The sequence below is a fragment of the Aeromonas sp. 601027 genome (assembly GCF_049174455.1).
Lineage (GTDB): Bacteria > Pseudomonadota > Gammaproteobacteria > Enterobacterales > Aeromonadaceae > Aeromonas > Aeromonas veronii_A.
This window is the reverse complement of the sequence record NZ_JAAKTN010000001.1, coordinates 466,191-485,360: the sequence shown is the minus strand read 5'-3', so window position 1 is coordinate 485,360 and position 19,170 is coordinate 466,191. Positions and strand designations below refer to the sequence as shown.

Sequence of the window (19,170 nt, the reverse complement as noted above, 5' to 3'; positions counted from 1 at the left end):
TTGTCACCGGTGGTCACCCCGATGCGTAATAGAGATGGGGAGGATATGCACCGGACAGCCATGCTAATCCTCTCCATGGCGCCTTGTTCTGACTGACCTTACGGACACTTGCCAATAACGGTAATCGAATAAAAAAACGATAAAAATCAAGATAGATAGCCAAATGAAATGACATTATTGACTATAGTTCAATCGAACGTTTGAAAAACGTGACCACTTCTCATGGGCCCAGCGCAATGACCACTGAACGGGAACAGTTGATCCGCTCACTGTTTGATGAGTACATCGAGCTGTATTCATCACGGGATGATCGGCTCACCACGCGGTTTAGCGACAATTTCAGCGGTTTTGCCGGCAGCAGTGATGTTCTGGTTACCGATAGGGATGAGTGGATCCGGATAACCCGCCGCGATTTTGCCCAGATCCCGGGCAGGATCCGCCTGGAAATACTCAATGTGACCCTGCAAGATCTGGCCGCGGATGTGGTGGCGGTCACCGCCTTCTTTCATATCCATCTACCGAAATCAGAACCTATCCTCTCCCGCAGAACCGCCAGACTGGTATTGATTTTTCGACACGAAGCCATGGCGTGGAAAATTGCTCACAGCAGTATCTCCATCCCTTACAGTGCGGCTCGGGAAAGCGAAATTTACCCGATGACCAGTCTGGAGGAGCGCCAACATGAGCTGGAGCTCATTATCGAGCTCAGAACCAGGGAGCTGGCGGAAGCGAACCGGAAACTGGAAGCGCTCAGCAATACCGACGGGCTAACCAATATCGGCAACCGTCGTCTGTTCGACAACTCATTGAACCAGGCCTGGGAGCGCTGTATTCAGACAGAGATGCCGATTGCGCTCATCATGCTCGACATCGATCATTTCAAGCAGTTCAACGACCTCTATGGCCACGTTGCCGGTGACGAGTGCCTTCGATTGCTGGCCCATACCCTGGCGCAATCCGGGCGCCGCTCGGGGGAGTTGGTGGCCCGCTACGGCGGAGAGGAGTTTGTCATCCTGTTGCCACATGTCGAGCGTCAATCCGCCTATGAAATTGCCCAACATATCCAGCGGCTGATTTTTGCACTCGCGCAGCCACACGCACAAAATGCCACCGGTCTGGTGACCGTTAGCATGGGTGTTGCCTGCCTCAGACCATCGAGTCACTGGCAGCCATCTGAACTGGTAAAACTGGCTGATGCTGCGCTCTACACCGCCAAATCATCCGGCCGTAACTGCATCAGAGTGGCGGAGTCACCCAGCCTCCCGCAACCAGTCTGCCCATAAGTCCCTCATACGCCACCATCCTCCCCGTGGGGAACCACTGCGCGCTAACCATGCACGGCAAGGCTCAACGCATCCCATCGCAACATGCCTTCCCACTGATCCAGTGTGCTTTGATAGGTATCTGACGCGTTGTAATGGACCATGGCATGCAGGCGAGCATGATGGCCAAGTCGCTTGACCACGTCGGGCATCGCATTGAGGCTGGCCAGCACCCGCGCCAGATCGCCGGGATCGTTTGGCTGATATTTGCGGCAATTCACGTCATCGGTGAGGTGTCGGTCCCACCAGGCGCCATCGGCCGGGATCACTACACATAATCCTGCCGCCATAGCCTCCAGAATGGAGAGGCCAAACGGTTCCTGATGACTGGTGGAGACAAAAATACCGCATTGAGCTCGGATCTCGTCAAGATTGGCGGGGTTGGCATACCAGTGCGTGTCTGGCAGCTGTGGCTGAGGCTGGCTGCAGGGTTGCAGCGTGCCCTTGGGCTGCAGATAGCACACCATCAGCTCGGGGCGAGCATCAGGGATCATTTGATGGGCGGCCAGCATGGTCTCCAGTCCCTTCCAGCGCAGCAACGAAGCCGCCCACAAAATACGGGGCCCCCCCAGGGTCGCATTGGGCCAATCAATCTCGCTCAAACCGTTGGTAAATGGCTGCCAGTGTGACGGGAACTCGGTCTCGCCAAGCCGGGCCAGCAATGCCGCCAGGGAGCTGCGGGTCGATTCCAGATAAAAGACAAAACTCGCCCGTTGCAAGGCCCTGGCAGAGAGGCCCGAGCATCCCACAGGGCCATGGATCAGCTGAACCACCCGGCACCGCAACCAGCGGGCAGCCCAGTAACAGCAGAGATCCACCCCTGGCCCGGACGCCGCCACCAGGCACTTCACCTGCCCCAGACGCAACACCAGCCAGAGGATGAGCAGGGTCTGCCACCCCTGTTTGAGCAGATAGCCGATGCCGGACTCCCGCCCCTTCAATATGTGGGGCAGCCAAAGAGGATGATGCTGACAACGGGGCCAGGAGTCGGGATCCTGGGTCAGCACATGGCATGTGAGCCCGGGCATCCGCTTGGCCAACTCATCGAGCAGCACTTCGGTCGCAACCTTGGAGCCACCGCGAAACGGGATGGGATCCACGACGATGATCTTTCCAAACACCGGCTCAGTTTGCATGCTCATCTTGCTGCTCCCTTACTCTGGCACCTTGCGGCGGCCAAACCCCATTTGCACTTTTTGCGCCACTTTTGCCATCCCACTCGCCAGCATATTGCGACCTCTGGCAAGGAGTCGTTGCCCCGCCCAGTGAATGAGTGGTCGGAAGGGTGTGGGGGCCGTGGCGTGCCAACGACCAGCCAACGCGGCGTCCCACACCGCCGTGACCCCGTCAACGTAGCGCGCCACCGTGAACAACTGTGCGGCACGCAGCTGAGCGGCCCGCCCCATTTCACATCGGCGTTGAGGATTACTCAATTGCCGCCAGTGATCAGCCATCTCGGCCCAATCCCCCGGGGTTGCCAGCAAGCCGGTCGCCCCCTCCTCCACCACTTCGGGGATGCCGCCCACCCGATAGGCACTGACTGGGAGCCCCAACATGCCCGCTTCCGCCAACGTCAGACCAAACACCTCCTCACGGGCTCCAGAGACCAGCAGATCCACCCCGCCCCGCAAAATAGCGGCACTGTCCGGCCGCTCGCCCAAAAAGTGGACGCGCTCGGCCACCCCGAGTTCGACAGCCAACGCCATCAATGCTTCCCGCTCCGGGCCGCGGCCAATGATCAGCAACTGGGCCTCCTCCCCCGATGCCATCAGGGCAGCCAGCGAGCGGATCAGCAGATCGATCCCCTTACGTTTGATCAATGAGCCGATGGTTGCGATGATCATATCCCCCGGGGGCAAGCCCAGCATGCCGACGACCGGCCAGTGAGCACCGCCATTCAGGCGAGCTGCATCCACCCCGTTAGGTACCCGGATCAACCGATCGGCCGCGCAGCCATCCTGGCGCCAACCGGTCAACACCGGCTCGCTCACCCCGATCAGCACGCTTGCCTGATGAACCCGCAGGCTGAACCTGTCTCTGGGCTGGTAACGGGCATGGAGGTGGCACACCAACGGTACCTGCAACGCCCGACAAACACCCGCCAGCCACTGACAAGGGGCCGCGCTGTTGGCATGTACCAGCCCAATCTGCCGTTCGGTGATGAGCTCTCTGGCTCGCCGGGAGAGGCGCCGATGGGCAGCAAGATCAAAACGGGGCGCCTGCCATCCCATCAGCAGGCTGAACGGCTCGACCATGGTTTCGACCCCGAGGGTGGCCGCCTCTGCCGCCAGAGCCGGGCTATTGCACCAGAGCAACGGCGTAAACCGGCTGCGATCGAGGTGGGCCAGCAGATCCAGCAGGCAGCGTTCGCTGCCGCGGATCCAGTCCTCTCCGTAGTGAACCAGCAAAACAGGGGTTGCGTTCATCCTCTTGCTCCCGTTGGTGGCACTGCCGGCAACCGGGTTGCCTCCTGATGATCCTCAGCGGTGGCCTTCACCTCTGTGGCCGCCTGCTGCACGTACTTGATGACGGCGACGGCCAGCGCCAATTCCAGATAGATGGGCCAGGTAAACCCCTGGGTCAGGAAGGATCCCGAAATCACAAACCCAACCATGCTGGCCATCACACCCTGCATCGCCGTGATCACTGCAGGAGGCATGCCAGCGAGCTGGCAACGCCAGCAACTGCGCAGGGTCACCGCCACCATGCCGATAAACAGCGCCAGCCCGACAAAGCCGGTTTCAGCCAGCACCCCGAACCAGGTGGAGTGCACCGCATGATTGAGTCCATCCCAATGGGGGCTGTAGAAGAAGTAGTTGTAATAGAAATTGGACAAGCCCACCCCCACCAGCGGATGGCCCAACGCCATGCCCCAGGCCGCTTGCCAGGCGTAGATCCGCCCCATGGCCGAGGCATCGACCCCGCTCTCGGCGGCGCCGCCAGATGCCCGATCGCTGATCCCGGCGGCGGCAAACAGCACCACCAGCGCGACCATCCCCAGCGAGATCAACAGGGTTTTCGACTTCACCCGCTGCCAGGCAAACAGGCCACCAACGGCGCAGATACCCAGCAAACCACCCCGGCTCTGGGTGGCGATAATGGCGGCCGCAGTCAGCGCAAAGCCGAGCCCCCCCAGTAAACGCCCTCCCACCCCATTGCCCTGATTGAGCAGCAAGCTCAGCGAAAAGCCGGCAGGAAAGAGCAGCACCAGCGCCAGATCGTTGGGATCCCCCAGCACAGAGCCCAGCTCGCGCCCTATGGTCACCCGGGTACCCTCCACCAGCCCGATCCCGCTCGCCTTGTTGTAGAGGGCCACCAGCGCCACCAGACAGCCCGCCACCACGAAGGTGCGCACCGCCAGCGCAAAATCCCCCGGAGTGCGCACCAGCCAGGCGGTGGCCAGGGTCATCAGATAGATCTTGCTGTAGCTGCCGGTCCAGGTGGCGATCGCCTCGCCCCGGTTGCTGGCAAACAGCACACCGATGGAGACCATCACAAAGAAGGCCGTCAGCCAGCTCAGGGCTGGACTCCAGTAGGGCTTGATCCGACCGGTCAGCAAAATGTGCCAGACCAGCGCACCGATGGCGGCCAGCGAGAAGAGCAGCGGGATCTTGAGGGGATAGAGCTGGGGGAACACCTCATGCAGCCGAAAGAAGGAGAAAGTGACAAACCCCAGCACCATCAAGAAGGGCCAGCGCAGGGCAAACCAGATGGCGGGAATGGCAAGGCCGAGCACCGGCAGCAGCAAGGGATGGGGCAGCCGCCACCAGAGCAGTGCCAGCACCAGACAGATGGCGCTTGCCCAGATGGCTGGCGTTAGACGAGCCATGATCCTGCCCACCATTGGCCGAGCCAGACCATCGCCAGCGCCCCAAGCGAACTGGCCCAGAGGGTCGAGAGGCGATACGGCAGCGGCAGCAACCGCTGGCTCACCAGATAAAAGGCCAGCGCCCGCACCAGATAGACCAGCAGCAGGGTCCAGATCACCCCGGCAACCCCGAAGGGGGGGATGGCGAGCAGAAAGCCTGCGACCCCAAGGGCGCTGCAGCCCAGATTGATCACCATCTGGGCATTGCTCTTCTCGCCGCTAAAGCAGCCGACATTGAGCAAGTCCGAGACATTACGTACCGCCATGCCCAGCACCAGCAGCGGAATATAGGCGATCGCCCCGTGATAGCTCTCCGGGGTCAGCCAGCGAATAAGCAAGGGAGCAGTGAGCCCAACAATCCCCGCGGTGACAAACCCCAGTACCGACCCCATCACGCTGTAGTGGGCATTGAGCCGCAGTCCATCCGGCTCACGCAGCAGCATGAAACGGCGGGGATACCACCAGAGGGCAAAGGGTTGCAGCAACAACCCCACCGCCAGCGCCAGCTTGCCCGCAACGGCGTAGTAGGCAAGCAGCGCCTCCCCCACCACATCGGCCAGCAGCCAGCGATCCAGTCCGCTCAGGGCAAAGCCTGCCAGCCCGCTCACCACCAGGGGTAATCCATAGCGCAGCAGCGGCCGATAGTGCTGCCAGTCAAAGCGGATCCCGCTATCTCGCCACTGCCAGAGGCTCAGCAGCAACGCCAGTGCAACGCAGGTCAGGGTGCCGGAGGCCAGCACCCCGCTCACGCCCCAGCCGAGCCAGAGCCACCAACCGGTCAGCACCGACTGGATCACCGCCTTGCCTGCGGTCGCCACGAAAAAGAGCCGGGCCTGATTGCGCATCCGCAGCCATGCCAGCGGCACGCCGATCACCCCTTCAAACGGCAGGGCGCAGAGCACCCAGCGCACATCCGCAAGGCGGGTTTCCACCGGCAGCCAGGCTTGCACCACAGGTGCCAAGAGCCAGAGCAGCACCAGACTGGCCAGGGCGATCAGCCAGACCAGCCCAAACATGCGGGCCACCACCTGCTGGCGCTCCTGCTCGTCTTTCGCCAATCCGGCAAAGCGGTAGAGGGCATCCACCAGCCCGAAGCCCAAAATAAGGGAACCCAGATTGATGAGGGTCAGCAGCACCTCGAGCTGGCCGTATTCACGAGGCAGCAGCTGATGGGTCAACACCGGCAGCATCAGCAGGGAGATCCCCTTCATCAGGAGCAAGCCGCCGGCGTAATAGAGCATGGCAATCTGGTTCACACCAAGTTTCATAGGGCCTCCCAGCCACCCGAAGCATCCCGCTTCGGGTCAGCTACCGCTAATGCAAAGCCCACGCCACTCACTCCCGCCCAGAGACGATAGCTCCTCTGCGCGGCTTAACCGGCCTGAACAGGCCCAGAATGAGACTGGCATTTGCGTTTTGCACAACGCGGGCTGCAAATTGCACCGACCGGTGCAATCTGACTCTCCTCTTATCCCCATTTGGCCCGATCCCGCTGGGGTCGTCCTGTTGGCCCGATCCCTGCTTTCTGCTTAGCGAGCAACGGACTGCACCAGAGGGAGAGGTCGCCATGAATACCATCAACCTGCACCGGATGAAAAGCTGGGCCAAACGGGGGGAATCGCCACTGGCTCGCCGGGTATGGCGACTGGCCAAAAGTGCCCGCCACTGGTCATTCCCCGTGATCCCTCCCCTGCATCGGCTGCTTTATCGGCTCTATCGGCTGGGCAGCAACGCGCTGGCGACCCTGACCCGCACCCTCTGGTGGACCCCCTTGTTTCAATCTCGCCTCACGGCCCCCGCCCCGCGCCTCTATCTCTATGGCGGCATCCCCTATATCAGCGGTCCGGTCACCATCGAAATTGGTGCCGACTGCCGCCTCAGCGCCGCCATGACCATCAGCGGCCGGGCATCGAGCCAGACACCAAGGCTGGTGATTGGCCGCAATGTCGGGATTGGCTGGCAGACCACCCTGGCGGTGGGCAGCAAGATAGTGCTGGGGGATAACGTCCGGATTGCAGGGCGTGCCTTTCTGGCGGGCTACCCGGGGCACCCGGTCAACGCCCGCGATCGCGCCCGGGGCCTGCCGGATCGCGATGAACAGGTGGGGGCCATTGTGCTGGAGCAGGATGTCTGGCTCGGCACCGGGGTGATGGTGATGGCCGGTGTCACCATAGGCGCCGGCACCATTGTCGCCGCAGGCAGCGTCGTCACTCGGGATCTGCCCGCAGGTGTGCTGGCAGCGGGTGTACCGGCCACAGTACTGCGCCCGTTGCAACCACAGGATCACAGCGACCCCGCACACGCTTCGGAGACCTTTGCATGAAACCACACTCACTGCCGCAACTGGTGGTGCTGGGCGAGGATTGGGGCCAGCACCCCTCCAGCACCCAGCACTTGATCAAGCGTCTGTTGCCTGATTATCAAGTGCTCTGGGTCAACTCCATCGGGATGCGCTGTCCCCGCTTTACCCTGCATGATCTCACCCGCATCGTCCGCAAACTGGGGGCGGTGCTGCGCGGCGCGCGCCATGCTGGCGGCCAGTCGGTTGCGCTAGTCGACGCCAGCAGCCCCCGGGTACTGCCGCCGCTCGCCTTGCCACTGCCGGGCAGTCGTCTGGCGGGCAAAATCAATGGCCACTGGCTGGCGGCGCAGATCCGGCGTCAGTTGCCCGAGCTGGATCGCCCCTTGCTCTGGATCTCCCTGCCCAGCGCCGTCGATCTGATTGGCAAGCTCGAAGAGCGGGCGGTCATCTACTACTGCGGCGATGACTTCTCGGCGCTGGCGGGGGTGGATCATCAAGCCATCGCCCACTGCGAGGCCCGACTGGTGGAAAAAGCGGATCTCATTCTGGCCGCCAGCCCCGCGCTGGCCAGCCGCTTCCCCCCCCATAAAACCCGGCTCCTCAGCCACGGGGTGGATCTCGAGCTGTTTATGCCCCCCAGAGAGCGGCCGGCGGATCTTCCCTCCGGCCGCCCCATTGCCGGATTTTACGGCAGCCTGAGCGACTGGATTGATATCCCCCTGCTGGCAGAGACGGCTGCCGCCCTGCCTCACTGGGATCTGGTGCTGATTGGCCCGGTCCAGACCGATATCTCCCCCCTCAAGGGGCTCCCCAATATCCATCTGCTGGGGCCCCGTCCCCATCACACGCTGGCGGCCTATGCCCAGCACTGGCAGGTGAGTCTGCTGCCCTTTGTCGACAACGCCCAGATCCGTGCCTGCAATCCATTGAAATTGCGCGAGTATCTGGCCGCAGGGCGCCCCATCGTCAGCACCGATTTTCCGGCCCTCGATGGCTATCGGGATCAGATCCAGCTCCCCCACGATGGGGAGAGCCTGGCCCAGGCCATCAACCGGGCCGCCTTTGATCAATCCAATCCAGGATGGTTTCAGGAGAGTGGCTGGGAGGGGCTCACCCGCAGCGAAGGGCGCCACACGCGCCAGCAGCAGGTGGCCCTGCAAAGCTGGGATCACAAGGCTGCCGAGCTGAACAACTGGTTGAAGGGGCTGCCCGGATGAGCAAAGGGCTCTGGCTGGTTATCCTGCTCTGCTGCCATGCAGCAATGGCCGCCACCCGGCTGGAGGGGCAGACCCCGCTGCCCCTGACAAGTAACCAGACACCCCAGCGGCTCGATCTGAGCACCCACAACTGGCCAATAGGCAGCGATGATGAACTGGTGATCGAGGGCCATAACCCCAGCGCCCACCCGCAAACCCTGATCCTGCGTATCGACGATAACGCCTCGGTCAACTACCGCAGCCGGGTCAATCTGGAGCGGATTGTCGCCCCCGGCCCCTTCACCCAGCGCTTTGCCTTGAGCGAGTGGCGCACCAGCCAGCCCAGAGCGCTGGCGTTGGACAAACTCACCAAGCTCTATCTCTTTATGGCCGATAACGCCCCCTCAATGACCATTCACCGCTGGTACTGGGAGCCCGGTCTGACTCTGCCTGAGGGCACCATTGCGCTGGATCTGGGGGCGGCGGCTGCGCCCCGCTTTACCGGCTTTGAGGCCCTGAGCCCGGGGGATCCCCGGCTGATTGGCCACCCCACCCCCATCTTGCGCCCCTCCGGCGATGCCCTTGTTCGCGATGGACTGCGCAATCTGGATGGCGTACGGCTGGAGGTCGCCAAGGGGCGCTACCAGCTCACCCTCTGGCTGGATGACACCGGCGAGTGGGAGTACCTGCCCCACCCCTTCGAGCGCAGCGTGCTGGTCAATGGCGAGCCCATCTGGGCCGAGCAGTGGCAACCGCAGGAGTGGCTAACGCAGCGCTATCTGGCGGGGCAATCTCGCGAGGCGCTGCCAAACCCGGATCCCTGGCAGCTGTTCGGGGCTCGTCAAGGCGGCCCCGTTCATGTCACCCTGAACCACCCCGGCGGCCCGCTCACTATCACACTGGTGGGTCACTCACCGGATGCCAAATACCTGGCGGGGCTGCTGCTTGCCCCCTATCTGGCCCCCACCAGCAAAAAGGCTCTCCCGAGTAGTGGAAAAGATCTCGCCGTATTGGCCGACGCTACCGCAAGCGTGCTGACCAAGCAGCGCCAGCTGTTTTTGGAAAAGTGGACTCTGGCCCCCTATTCCCCAACCCCAGCCCCAGCCCCAGCCCCTGCTTCGCAGCAACTGAGCCTCACGCCGATTACGGATGCCGCCCCAACCCTGCAGATCGCCCCGCTATCTGCGGCCGATGCGTTGCAGCAGGCTGCACAACCCGTGCTGGCCGCCCGTGGCAGCCAGCTGCTGCTGGAGTTTGCCATCCACGCCGCCACCGACGATCCGGCCCCCTTGCTGGTGATCCAGCCCCCCGAGCAGGCAGGATCGCCGCTGGCGCTGACCCCCTATTACGGCAAGTGGCATCTGGTTCGCCCGCAGGCGAGCGGCACCCTGCTGGCCCCCTCGGATCAGGAGCTGGTCGAGGGGATCGCCGGGCTCACCCTGCTGGCAGGGGTACCTCGGCGTCTGGTGCTGCAAATGACCGTCCCACGCGATGCGCCGGCGGGGCGCTATCTGGGCAATATTCAGCTGCTCAGCCATCAACAACTGGTGCAGCTGCCACTGACTATCGAGGTGCTGCCGCTGACCCTGCCCGCGGCCAGCAAGCCGGTCGGCATCTATGTCGAAGCGCCCCCTTATCTGAATTGGCTGAGCCCCAATCCCGAGGCGTTAAAAGAGCAGATCGCCGCGGCCAGTCGCTGCGACCTGCAGCGGCTCGCCAAACTCGGGATCAGCGGCCTCTCGCCCGCCCTGCCACAGGATGAAGCGGGGATGCGGGAGATCATGGGAGAGGCGGTGGGGCTCAGTTTTGTTCCCCCCCTGCTGGCCTATACCCCGCTCAAACGCTGGGGGAACGACCCTGCCAGCCAGCTTGATCAGTGGCAGACGCGGCAACAGGGGCTGACCGCCAGCGGCTTGCCCCCGCTGGCATGGAGCCTGTTTGATGAGCCGGATCTTGCCACTCTGCCCGCCATTACCAGCCTGGCGCGGGAGATGAAACGGCGGGATCCGGCGGTGATCCGCGCGGGCCACTTCAACCACCCGGGTCAGGTTGGTCTGCTGACAGAGGTGGAGATTGCCCTGATCAACGCAGGTTTTGGCGCCGACAAAACCGATGTGGCGCGAGTGCGCCAGCACAAGGTCACCCCCTGGTTTTACAATCTGGGCACCCCGAGAGCCGCCGGGTTCTATCTGTGGCAAAGCGGCGCCGAGGGCTATTTGCAGTGGCATGGTCGCATGCCCACCGCCCTGCCTTATGACCCCACCGACGGGCGGGAGAGCGACTTTATGCTGCTCGGCCCGCAAGCCTGCGAGGCGCATCGCCTCTCCCACGATCTGTTGCTGTTGCAGCAAGCCATCGAAGATCTGCGCTGGCTCGCATGGCTGGAGCAGGAGGCCCGCTATCAGGTGGATGCCGCCCTGCTGCTGGAGCGCCTGCGGGATCAGCTGCCGACCCGCTGGCAGGTGGCAGAGCAACTGCCCTCTGCCGCCTGGATCCAGTGGCGCCGCGAGATTGAACAACTGGCCAAGGGATTGAAAACATTGCAAACTGGTGCCAACTCATCCTCCTGAAGTGACTGCGTATGGCCAACCAGACTCCCCGCTCCACAGCCAAAGACAGCGCCCTGCGCCGCCTGTTGCCCCTGATGCTGCCGCTGCTGATCCTCACCGGTTGCGCCCGTCAGGAGCCGGTCAATGAGACCCTGCCAATCCTCAACCAGTTGCGGGAACAGCAAATGGCCGAACAGCCCCAGCTGCAACTGCAGTACCAGCAAGCAGAGACGCAACTACCGACGGATCAGGAGCAGCAGTTGCATCAGTTTTTGGGACGCAAGGATCCGGCCCGGATTGCGCTGATAAGCGGCCCCGGGCTGCAAACCGACATGCTGGAGAGTGCGCGGATGGCGAGCGTGCGACTGACCGCCCTCACCCGCTTGCTGGGAGCTCGCGCCATTGAACTGGAGCCCCGCTATGACCCAATGCTGGCCCCCAATACCTTGCTGATCCGCATTCTGCCAAACGGTGAATCGGGGTCGGTCACCCCAGCGGCGGCGCAATAAGGCCGAGGCAAGAGGTCGGCAAGGCCACCCGATAGAGGGGATAAGGGGTCAGCCCCCACAATTTGCGCCAACCCTGGGTAAGACGGTACGAGAGCAGCGGCGGGCTCTGGTGCAGCTCGCCTAAAAACATCACCCCCTGACTCATCCCTTCACCCGCCAGCGTCACTGACATCGCCTCGCTATCCGGCGCCACCAGCATGGCCTGCAGCAGACCATCACAGCGGGGATGGGCCAGCTGATAGCTGACATAGGTGCCGCCCAGTACCGGCGTAGCCACCCGCAAGCGCCATCCCAGCTGGACCAGCTCCATCAGCATGGGCTTGGCCCCCTCATTGATCGTCCGGTTCTGATAACGCCAGCCCATGGCGGCAGCACTGCTCAGCGCCACCAGCAACAGCAGCAGATATCCCCTAGATAGACGCATCATGGCGCCCCCTTAGAAACAGGATGGTCATCACCAGCAACATGATGGCCCACTGGTAGAGCTGGGCCAGCGAGCCGGTATGCAGCCAGCCATACCAGCGCAGATCCAGGCTCATCAGCACCAACCGCAGCTGATTGGCCCCGATATAGAGCAGGCAGACCAGCAGCAACATGGGCCACTGCCGGTAGAGGGGGCGCTCCGGCGCCAGCCAGCAGCAGGAGACCAGCCAGGAGAGCACCACCAGATAGAGTTGAGAAAACGAGGAGCACCCCTTGAGCACAATCAGGGCATGGCCCCCCAACCGCTCGATGCGATTGCCATCAAGGCGAGTCTCCCAGCCCAGCAGCTGCAACCACTGGCCTACCCCCCAGGCATCGAGGGCCAGCACAGGGCCAGAGAGCAGGGCAAACACCTGCTGCCCCCACAACACCGCCACGGTAAAGGCGAGCACAATCTGCAACACCGCCCGCTCATCGCCACTCTGATGACGGCGCCATAGCGAGGCCACCAGCAACAGACAGGCCAGCGCCTTGCAACTGGCGCTGGGGATCAGGATCAGCAGGATAAACAGGGCGAGCGCCAGTGGATGCGGGCGCCAGCTCGGCGCAACCCGCGATGCAATTTGCCACCAGATAGCAATCAGCAACACCACCAGCAAGTTGAAGTGGCCCATATTGAGCCACACCATGCCCCACTGATTGGCCAAACCAAGTAGCAGCCAGTTGGGTGCCCACTGCCAGGGACGGATCTCCATCGCAACTCCTGCCGGTTATCAGCGCTTTTGAGTGCTGTCGCAAGTTCCATGCCTGCCCGGCCTCACCCGGATCAAGCCAAGTCAGAGGATGCAACAAAGCTGGCACGCTTTATTCATTCCCCCTGCTGGCACTAGCGCCAGGGAGAAGGAGTGAGCAATGAAACTCAAACCGTTGGTAGGGCTGCTGGGGATGTTGTTGGTAACCTCCCCCGCATACGCCTTGACCGAAGTCGATACCGAACTGCAACTGCTGATGGATGTGTCGGGCAGCGTCAGTTCATCGGAATTCAATTTGCAGTTACAGGGCTATGTGGACGCCTTTTACAGTCAGGATGTACAGAGCGCCATCCTCGACACCAGCGGCGGCAAACTCGGGTCCATCGCCGTACAGATGATCATGTGGAGCAGCAGCAACCAGCAAAGTCTGATGACCGACTGGTTCCACCTCTACGACATGACCTCCATCAACAACTTCGCCGCCACCCTGGATGCCCTGGTGCGTCCCTATGCGGGGATGACGGCCCCCGGTTCGGCCATGGCCTTTGGTGCCCAGCAGTTTGATACCAACAACTTCACCGCTGCCCGCCAGGTGATGGATGTGTCGGGTGACGGCATCCAGAACAACGGGCTGGATACCTCTACCGTGCGGGATCAACTGCTCGCCTCCGGCATCGATACCATCAACGGCATCACCATAGGTCAGGACTATGCCGATGGGGTGCTGCAAGAGTGGTATGTGGAGAACGTGGCGGGCGGTCAGGATGCGTTTGTGATCAATGCCACCACCTTCGCCGACTTTGGCAATGCGCTGGAGCTCAAACTGGCGGCCGAAATTGAGGGGGGCATTATTCCGGAAGGTGCACTGGCCGCCCCCATCGAGGAGATCCCGCTGGCCGCCCAGCTGCTGCTCGGTATGCCGCTACTGCTGGCCTGGCGCTATCAACGCCGTAATCAGGGACGCCTGCAGCCCGCCAACGGGCAACTGGCACCCGCCATCGGCTGATTTATCACCCCGTGTGTCGCGATTAGGGAGCTATGGCTCCCTGATTTTTTGCCGAGGCTAAGGCCTGTCTATCCTAAATGATCAAAACCTGAGTGATCACTATCTGACAACTAAGTTATTGTCGATAAGGTGCCTAAATATCTCCCCCAACACAAGAACCACTTTGGCTACTGTGAATTAGGAACGCTACACGTTGAAATTCCTTTCGAGACATATACTAAGAATTTCCTGTGAGTGCTTTTTTAAGTTTTTCTAACGGCATTGCTGGTACTTCTCTGTGAATCATTGCGTGACAGTTAGGACATAATGGAATTAAATCTTCGATCGGATCGACTGTATGAACCCCATTCTTCAATGCTAAGTCTGATCGATGATGTACATGTATGTATTCTTTACCGATAAATCCATATTTTCTTTCCATGTTAATCCCACAAGCAGCACAGGTATATCCGTAATGCTCGATGCATTTTCGCCTTGCTATTGGGTTACGCTCGATCGCTGTTGATGATACTGAAACTCGTGCACCCTCAACAAGTATCATTTCCCCAGCACTAGTAGATAAATGACAACTTGCTAGTGTCCAACGAATGTTTTGCCCCTTCTGCACATTTGCGCCACATTCTTGCCACAATTTTTCAGCATCGATTTCAGTAAGAATTGCCGAACGTTGATGCATATATCCAAGGATAGGTTCATTCATATTAAAAAAGTAATCCCCTGATATCTCAAACACACAATTACGCCGACTATGAGCATTAACTATAACAAAGTCACCTATCTCCATTTTTCTATAAAGATGCCATAGACTTGGCCCACCTAAATGGGCATTACCTAACTCAGGATATTTCATATTAATTAAATTTGTTATTTCTGCTTGATTGCCTGGGTTAATCTCCGATAGATCTCCAATATCCGACCAACCAATTGCAATACAACCTACATCTTTCATGAGCTCGATTGATTCTAATGCATTTTGGTGATGCGCTATCAGACGCCATATATTCATACACATCCCTCTACACTTATAACCTACAGCCAAGGAGCTAACAATATCAAGAGTTAGCGATTACTCTTAATGTATTTTTGGTGAATCACTCCCCCATAAATACACCACGGCCTGTTTTTTTAAGCTCTTTCAGCCAACTCATTACTGTATCTTTATTGGCTTCGCGAATTGGATATTTTCTGGCCTTGCAAACCTGGCTTGCTCCCGGAGAAAAATATGATGTAGTAACAATCACCCCACTACTTGCATTTTCATCCACAACATCAGCCCATAATGATTTAACAAGAACTTTATCAATTTTAGACTTAGTACGCTTACATTGGACTAAGGTTACAGGAGCGAGACTTTTATTATCGACCTGACCCCAAACCCTAATATCAACGCCCCCATCATTTCTTCCCTCACCAATCTCTACTCTGTAACCAGACCTTTCAAAGTACTCTGCAGTTAGAGCCTCAAATTTTCTCCAATTCATACTAGATAACTTGTCTGGATTCTCTGCCAGATAATTTATATACCTCTGATCCAGAAAACGTCCATACAGTGCGTTGAGAGACTCACTTTCAAACAACTCTTTTAGTTCAATTGGAGATTTCCATTCCATAACTCTTGCACTAAGCCAATCCCAAGGACTAGCTTCCTCACTATCCTTTATCAATTTTACCAATCTTTGGCTAATAGAACATGCCATAACCCCATATTTTTCTTTTATTTTTATAAAAAACTGTTGCTCGTCAAAGTTATCAAATATGGATTTGTGGCCTCTATCGAAGTGGTTTTCACCCAAATGCTGGAGCACTTGTTGAAGTAAAAATTGCTGCTCAGGATTATTGAGAAACTCAAACTTGAGAAGTGTGGGACCATGCCCAACAAATGGTTGTTCTATGCCCCCCAATCGGCACAAGATAATCTGAAAGGAATCTTCAATCTGATCTGTCGGTATACGCACAAGTTTTTCATTATCATTTTTAATAATGTTCAACAAAGGATCACTCTTATCTAAAAGATCGACCATTTCGTCTCTCGAAAGAGCCAATCCAGATTTGTATCCAACGCGGTCACTTAAAAACGAAGTGAACGCTGTATTTGTTGTTACCCATTTACCCATTTTTATTTACCTAGAGAATTGATTAGAAAAACTATAAATATGTAAGCAACCCCTTACATCTAGCCTCACCAAAACAGTGTCTTACCAACATCAATAAATAACTTAAATAACGATTTCAGAGCCAATCAGCTCATAGTTTGTTCATGAGCAAATAAAAGTTGCATTAGCTTTACCACTACCATTAGGTAAGGCTACAGTCAAGAAACTAAAATAGAAAATGCAACATCTATCACCCTTGCCAAGAAATAATAAGATAAGTTGCAGTATGTAATATAAAGCAACACCCATCTGTTATAGGCAAGTAACAATAAATAGTTAGCCATCTGTGAGATATAAAAAAGGCCTTATCACAAGGCCTTTTCAGAAATATCCAGATTCCGGCTGGCAGCCTGCTTTGACGGCAATCACCCCGGCTCTGGTGACAAGGGCAGCACCTGCCCATCCAGCGCCTGATCACTATGGGATGGATAGTCCAGCACCGGCTCGCAGTAGGGAATGCGGCTTAGCACCGGTGCCTTGACCAGGGCGGCCAGTTGATCGGAGCGGCGCAGGCTGGCATCCGCCAGTTCGGCCACCAGCGCCAGACCGCAGCCCAGCCCCAGCCCGCCAACAATGCCCGCCAGCAAAAACAGCCAGAGCGGGTAGTTGCTCGGCTTGCTGGGGGCAAAGGGTTTGTCGATCACCTTGATCCGCTCCCCCTGCTCGAAGTTGCCCAGATCGCCGGTTACCTTGGCCTTCTCATAGCGCAGCAGCAAATCCTGATAGAGAGTGCGCTTGACCGCCAGATCCCGCTCCAGCTCGGCGAGCTGGCGCTCGGTATCGCCCTGGGAGTCGACCACCCTGTCCAGCCCATCCAGCTGACTCTTCAAGCCAGCGGCGTTTTGCTCTGCCTCCGTCAGCTGCGTCTGGGCCAGCTGCCACTCGGGCCCACGGGCCATATCCGGCTGGGATTTGAGCTGCTCGAACTCCTGCTGCAACTGGTCAATCTGATAGCGCAAACTCTGCACCTTGCTGTGCTCGTCGCTGTAGCGGGCTCGCAGCAACACCAGCTCGGTGCGCATCAGTTGCAGCTTCTCATCCAGTTGGCGGGCCAGCTGGCTCTCCTGCCCCAGCGATAGCTGATCGACCCGGGCCTTGGCCTGCTGCAAGGTGATTAGGCTCTCGGCATAACGCTCCTGCAAACCATAGAGACGGGCGACGTTGGTACTCTGCTGCTGGGGCAAGGCACTGGCATGCTCCCGTTTAAAGTCGGCAAGCAGCTGCTCGGCCGCTTGCAGTTCGCTGCGGCGGCTGTCGAGCTGACTTTGCAGGAAACGTTCGGACGATTCCGCCGACTGGCGCCCCTTGCTGAGCAGGTTGAAGAAAAAGCGCCGCGAAATGGCTTCGAGCAAACCGGCGCTGTTGGCCGCCGAATCCGCTTTGACCTTTATCTCGATCACCTCATCGCCAATCAACCGCAGCGAGACGGCACTCGAGAGCCAGTCCATGATGGCATCGCGCTGGGCTGGCGGGGTCTCGTCATTGACCAGACCGCGATCCCGCGCTACCCCATCCAGTACATAACGGCTGCGCAGCAGGGCTTCGAGCACCGCAAAGCGATCCTTGAGACTCTCCTGAGTGATCAGATCCTTGAGGGTCGGGGTCTGGTTGGCATCTTGCGGCACCATAAAGGTGGTGCGGCTCTCATACTCCTTGGGGGTGAGCAGGCCGACCGTCACGCCCACCAGCGGCATCACCAGTAGCGGGATCACCAGCAGATAGCGACGGCGCCAGGCGGCAAAGAGAATGATGTAGAGGTTGTAATAGAACTGGACAGGCATGGCATCACTCCCTGAGAAAAGCCCTCCTCCGCACGATGCAAAGGCAGTGCCACCAGAGGAGCTGATCGCCTCTGTGGGCAGATCGCAAGAGTGGTACAAGATTCGCATTCTCCCGCTATCCGGGGTGTCACCCCTTCCCTTGCCGGAGCGCGAACCATGTTGTCATCAACCCCGTTGCACAGACCCCATCCCTGCAGGAACGCCAGCGCCCAGCCCGTCGTGCAACCTGTTCTGCAACCTGTCGTACAAATCGTGCAGCACCTGCAGCCCGGCGGGCTGGAGACCATGGTGCTCAACCTCACGCAGGCGAGCCCTGCCGAGCAGCCGGTGCATATCATCTCCCTCGAAGGGCACAAAGGGGATGTGCTAAGGGCATGGCCCGCCCTGCATCCCTTCGCAGGCAATATTCACTGTCTGGATAAGCCCGCGGGCTGGTCGCTGGCGACCCTCTGGCGGCTCACCCGATTGCTGCGCCAGCTGAAGCCCGTCGCGGTACATACCCACCATCTGGGGCCCATGCTCTATGGCGGCCTCGCCAGTCGGCTGGCCCGGGTGCCCACCCTGGTACACACAGAGCACGATGCCTGGTATCTCGATGATCCCCATCAGCGCACGCTGGCCCTGTGGGGGCTGCGCGCCTTCAAACCCATTCTGGTGGCCGATGCCACGCCGGTGGCCAACCAGCTGCTGGCCAAGCTGGGCCAGTTGTCGCCAACCGTGATCCCCAACGGCATCGATGAGCTGCGCTTTGCCCCGGGCGCCGCCGCCCTCGCCCGTCAGGAGATGGGACTGCCGCAAGGGGTCAAGTTGATTGGCTGCGCCGCCCGCCTTGAGTCGGTCAAGGGTCACACCTTGCTGCTGGAGGCGATCCGCGCCCTGCCGGAGGAGGTGCATCTTGCGTTGGCAGGGGTCGGCAGTTTGCAAAATGCGTTGCAACAACAGTGTCAGCAGCTGGGGATCGCCCATCGGGTCCATTTTCTGGGGCTGGTCGAAAACATGCCGCGCTTCTATCAGGGGCTGGATCTCTTCTGCCTCCCCTCGCTGGCGGAGGGGATGCCGCTCTGCGTGCTAGAAGCACAGGCGTGCGGGGTACCGGTGGTGATGAGCGACGTGGGGGCGGCCAGAGAGATCGTCTGTCAGGACAGCGGCCATATCCTGTCGGAGCGGGATCCCGACCGCCTTGCCCAGCTTCTGGCACAAGGGTTGCTGCAGTGCCATAGCCTGCGTGCCGTCACCCGTGAGTTTGTGTGCCAGCAAAGCAGCTTGAGCCGGATGGCTCAGGCCTATCAGCAGCTTTACAGCCGCTGAT

At 59.4% G+C, this 19,170-nt stretch carries 16 protein-coding genes; 7 read left to right on the top strand and 9 right to left on the bottom strand.

All coding sequences use genetic code 11. The features are described from left to right. The first annotated feature begins 209 nt into the window (after positions 1 to 209). Positions 210 to 1,283 (top strand): diguanylate cyclase domain-containing protein, encoded by a 1,074-nt coding sequence (locus G5193_RS02085; RefSeq protein ID WP_421204985.1) that lies wholly within the window; start codon positions 210 to 212, stop codon positions 1,281 to 1,283. Between the two features lie 44 nt (positions 1,284 to 1,327). On the opposite strand, the gene G5193_RS02080 is transcribed toward G5193_RS02085, so the two are convergent. Genes G5193_RS02080 through G5193_RS02065 form a run of 4 tightly spaced genes read right to left on the bottom strand, consistent with a single transcriptional unit; the run spans position 1,328 to position 6,458 of the window. After that, entirely contained in the window at positions 1,328 to 2,464 is a 1,137-nt protein-coding gene (locus tag G5193_RS02080; protein WP_421204831.1) for a glycosyltransferase family 4 protein, read from the bottom strand. Positions 2,465 to 2,476: 12 nt separating this feature from the next. Next, the gene (locus tag G5193_RS02075) at positions 2,477 to 3,748 is read right to left on the bottom strand and encodes a glycosyltransferase family 4 protein (RefSeq protein WP_421204830.1); all 1,272 of its coding nucleotides are present in this window, start codon (positions 3,746 to 3,748) and stop codon (positions 2,477 to 2,479) included. Then, entirely contained in the window at positions 3,745 to 5,151 is a 1,407-nt protein-coding gene (locus tag G5193_RS02070; protein ID WP_227340664.1) for an O-antigen ligase family protein, read from the bottom strand. The genes G5193_RS02075 and G5193_RS02070 overlap by 4 nt, the downstream gene beginning before the upstream one ends. Further along, positions 5,139 to 6,458, bottom strand: a complete 1,320-nt coding sequence (locus G5193_RS02065) for a lipopolysaccharide biosynthesis protein (RefSeq protein WP_043819779.1) — start codon at positions 6,456 to 6,458, stop codon at positions 5,139 to 5,141. The genes G5193_RS02070 and G5193_RS02065 overlap by 13 nt, the downstream gene beginning before the upstream one ends. A 299-nt stretch (positions 6,459 to 6,757) precedes the next feature. Between G5193_RS02065 and G5193_RS02060 the strand changes: the two genes are divergently transcribed. From G5193_RS02060 to G5193_RS02045, 4 genes are read left to right on the top strand one after another with little or no spacing between them, the layout of a single operon-like run. Continuing rightward, complete coding sequence (locus tag G5193_RS02060) at positions 6,758 to 7,513, top strand: acyltransferase (protein ID WP_421204829.1); 756 nt, start codon at positions 6,758 to 6,760, stop codon at positions 7,511 to 7,513. Then, a complete protein-coding gene (locus tag G5193_RS02055) occupies positions 7,510 to 8,709 on the top strand; it encodes a glycosyltransferase (protein ID WP_421204828.1) in 1,200 nt (399 codons plus the stop codon). Before G5193_RS02060 ends, G5193_RS02055 begins: the two co-directional genes overlap by 4 nt. Then, positions 8,706 to 11,258 (top strand): hypothetical protein, encoded by a 2,553-nt coding sequence (locus G5193_RS02050; RefSeq protein WP_421204827.1) that lies wholly within the window; start codon positions 8,706 to 8,708, stop codon positions 11,256 to 11,258. The genes G5193_RS02055 and G5193_RS02050 overlap by 4 nt, the downstream gene beginning before the upstream one ends. Positions 11,259 to 11,269: 11 nt before the next feature. Next, a complete protein-coding gene (locus G5193_RS02045) occupies positions 11,270 to 11,746 on the top strand; it encodes a hypothetical protein (RefSeq protein ID WP_421204826.1) in 477 nt (158 codons plus the stop codon). On the opposite strand, the gene G5193_RS02040 is transcribed toward G5193_RS02045, so the two are convergent. Next, the gene (locus tag G5193_RS02040) at positions 11,724 to 12,173 is read right to left on the bottom strand and encodes a hypothetical protein (protein ID WP_421204825.1); all 450 of its coding nucleotides are present in this window, start codon (positions 12,171 to 12,173) and stop codon (positions 11,724 to 11,726) included. The genes G5193_RS02045 and G5193_RS02040 overlap by 23 nt on opposite strands. Further along, positions 12,157 to 12,924, bottom strand: coding sequence for a hypothetical protein (locus G5193_RS02035; RefSeq protein ID WP_270658766.1), 768 nt, complete (start codon positions 12,922 to 12,924; stop codon positions 12,157 to 12,159). Before G5193_RS02035 ends, G5193_RS02040 begins: the two co-directional genes overlap by 17 nt. 157 nt (positions 12,925 to 13,081) lie before the next feature. Here G5193_RS02035 and G5193_RS02030 point away from each other — a divergent pair, with 157 nt between their 5' ends. After that, the gene (locus G5193_RS02030) at positions 13,082 to 13,927 is read left to right on the top strand and encodes a DUF1194 domain-containing protein (protein ID WP_421204824.1); all 846 of its coding nucleotides are present in this window, start codon (positions 13,082 to 13,084) and stop codon (positions 13,925 to 13,927) included. Between the two features lie 217 nt (positions 13,928 to 14,144). Here the strand turns inward: G5193_RS02030 and G5193_RS02025 are convergent, their stop codons facing one another. From G5193_RS02025 to G5193_RS02015, 3 genes are all read right to left on the bottom strand, one after another. Then, positions 14,145 to 14,933 carry an HNH endonuclease gene (locus G5193_RS02025; RefSeq protein WP_421204823.1) on the bottom strand — a complete coding sequence of 263 codons (789 nt, stop codon included), beginning with the start codon at positions 14,931 to 14,933 and terminating at the stop codon, positions 14,145 to 14,147. An 85-nt stretch (positions 14,934 to 15,018) separates the two neighbouring features. Next, positions 15,019 to 16,041 carry a restriction endonuclease gene (locus G5193_RS02020; RefSeq protein WP_421204822.1) on the bottom strand — a complete coding sequence of 341 codons (1,023 nt, stop codon included), beginning with the start codon at positions 16,039 to 16,041 and terminating at the stop codon, positions 15,019 to 15,021. A gap of 404 nt (positions 16,042 to 16,445) precedes the next feature. Further along, entirely contained in the window at positions 16,446 to 17,861 is a 1,416-nt protein-coding gene (locus G5193_RS02015; RefSeq protein WP_421204821.1) for a GumC family protein, read from the bottom strand. 156 nt (positions 17,862 to 18,017) lie between these two features. On the opposite strand from G5193_RS02015, the gene G5193_RS02010 reads away from it, so the two are divergent. Beyond that, on the top strand, positions 18,018 to 19,169 hold the full coding sequence (locus G5193_RS02010; protein WP_421204820.1) for a glycosyltransferase: 1,152 nt from the start codon (positions 18,018 to 18,020) through the stop codon (positions 19,167 to 19,169). The last annotated feature ends 1 nt before the right edge of the window (position 19,170 follow it).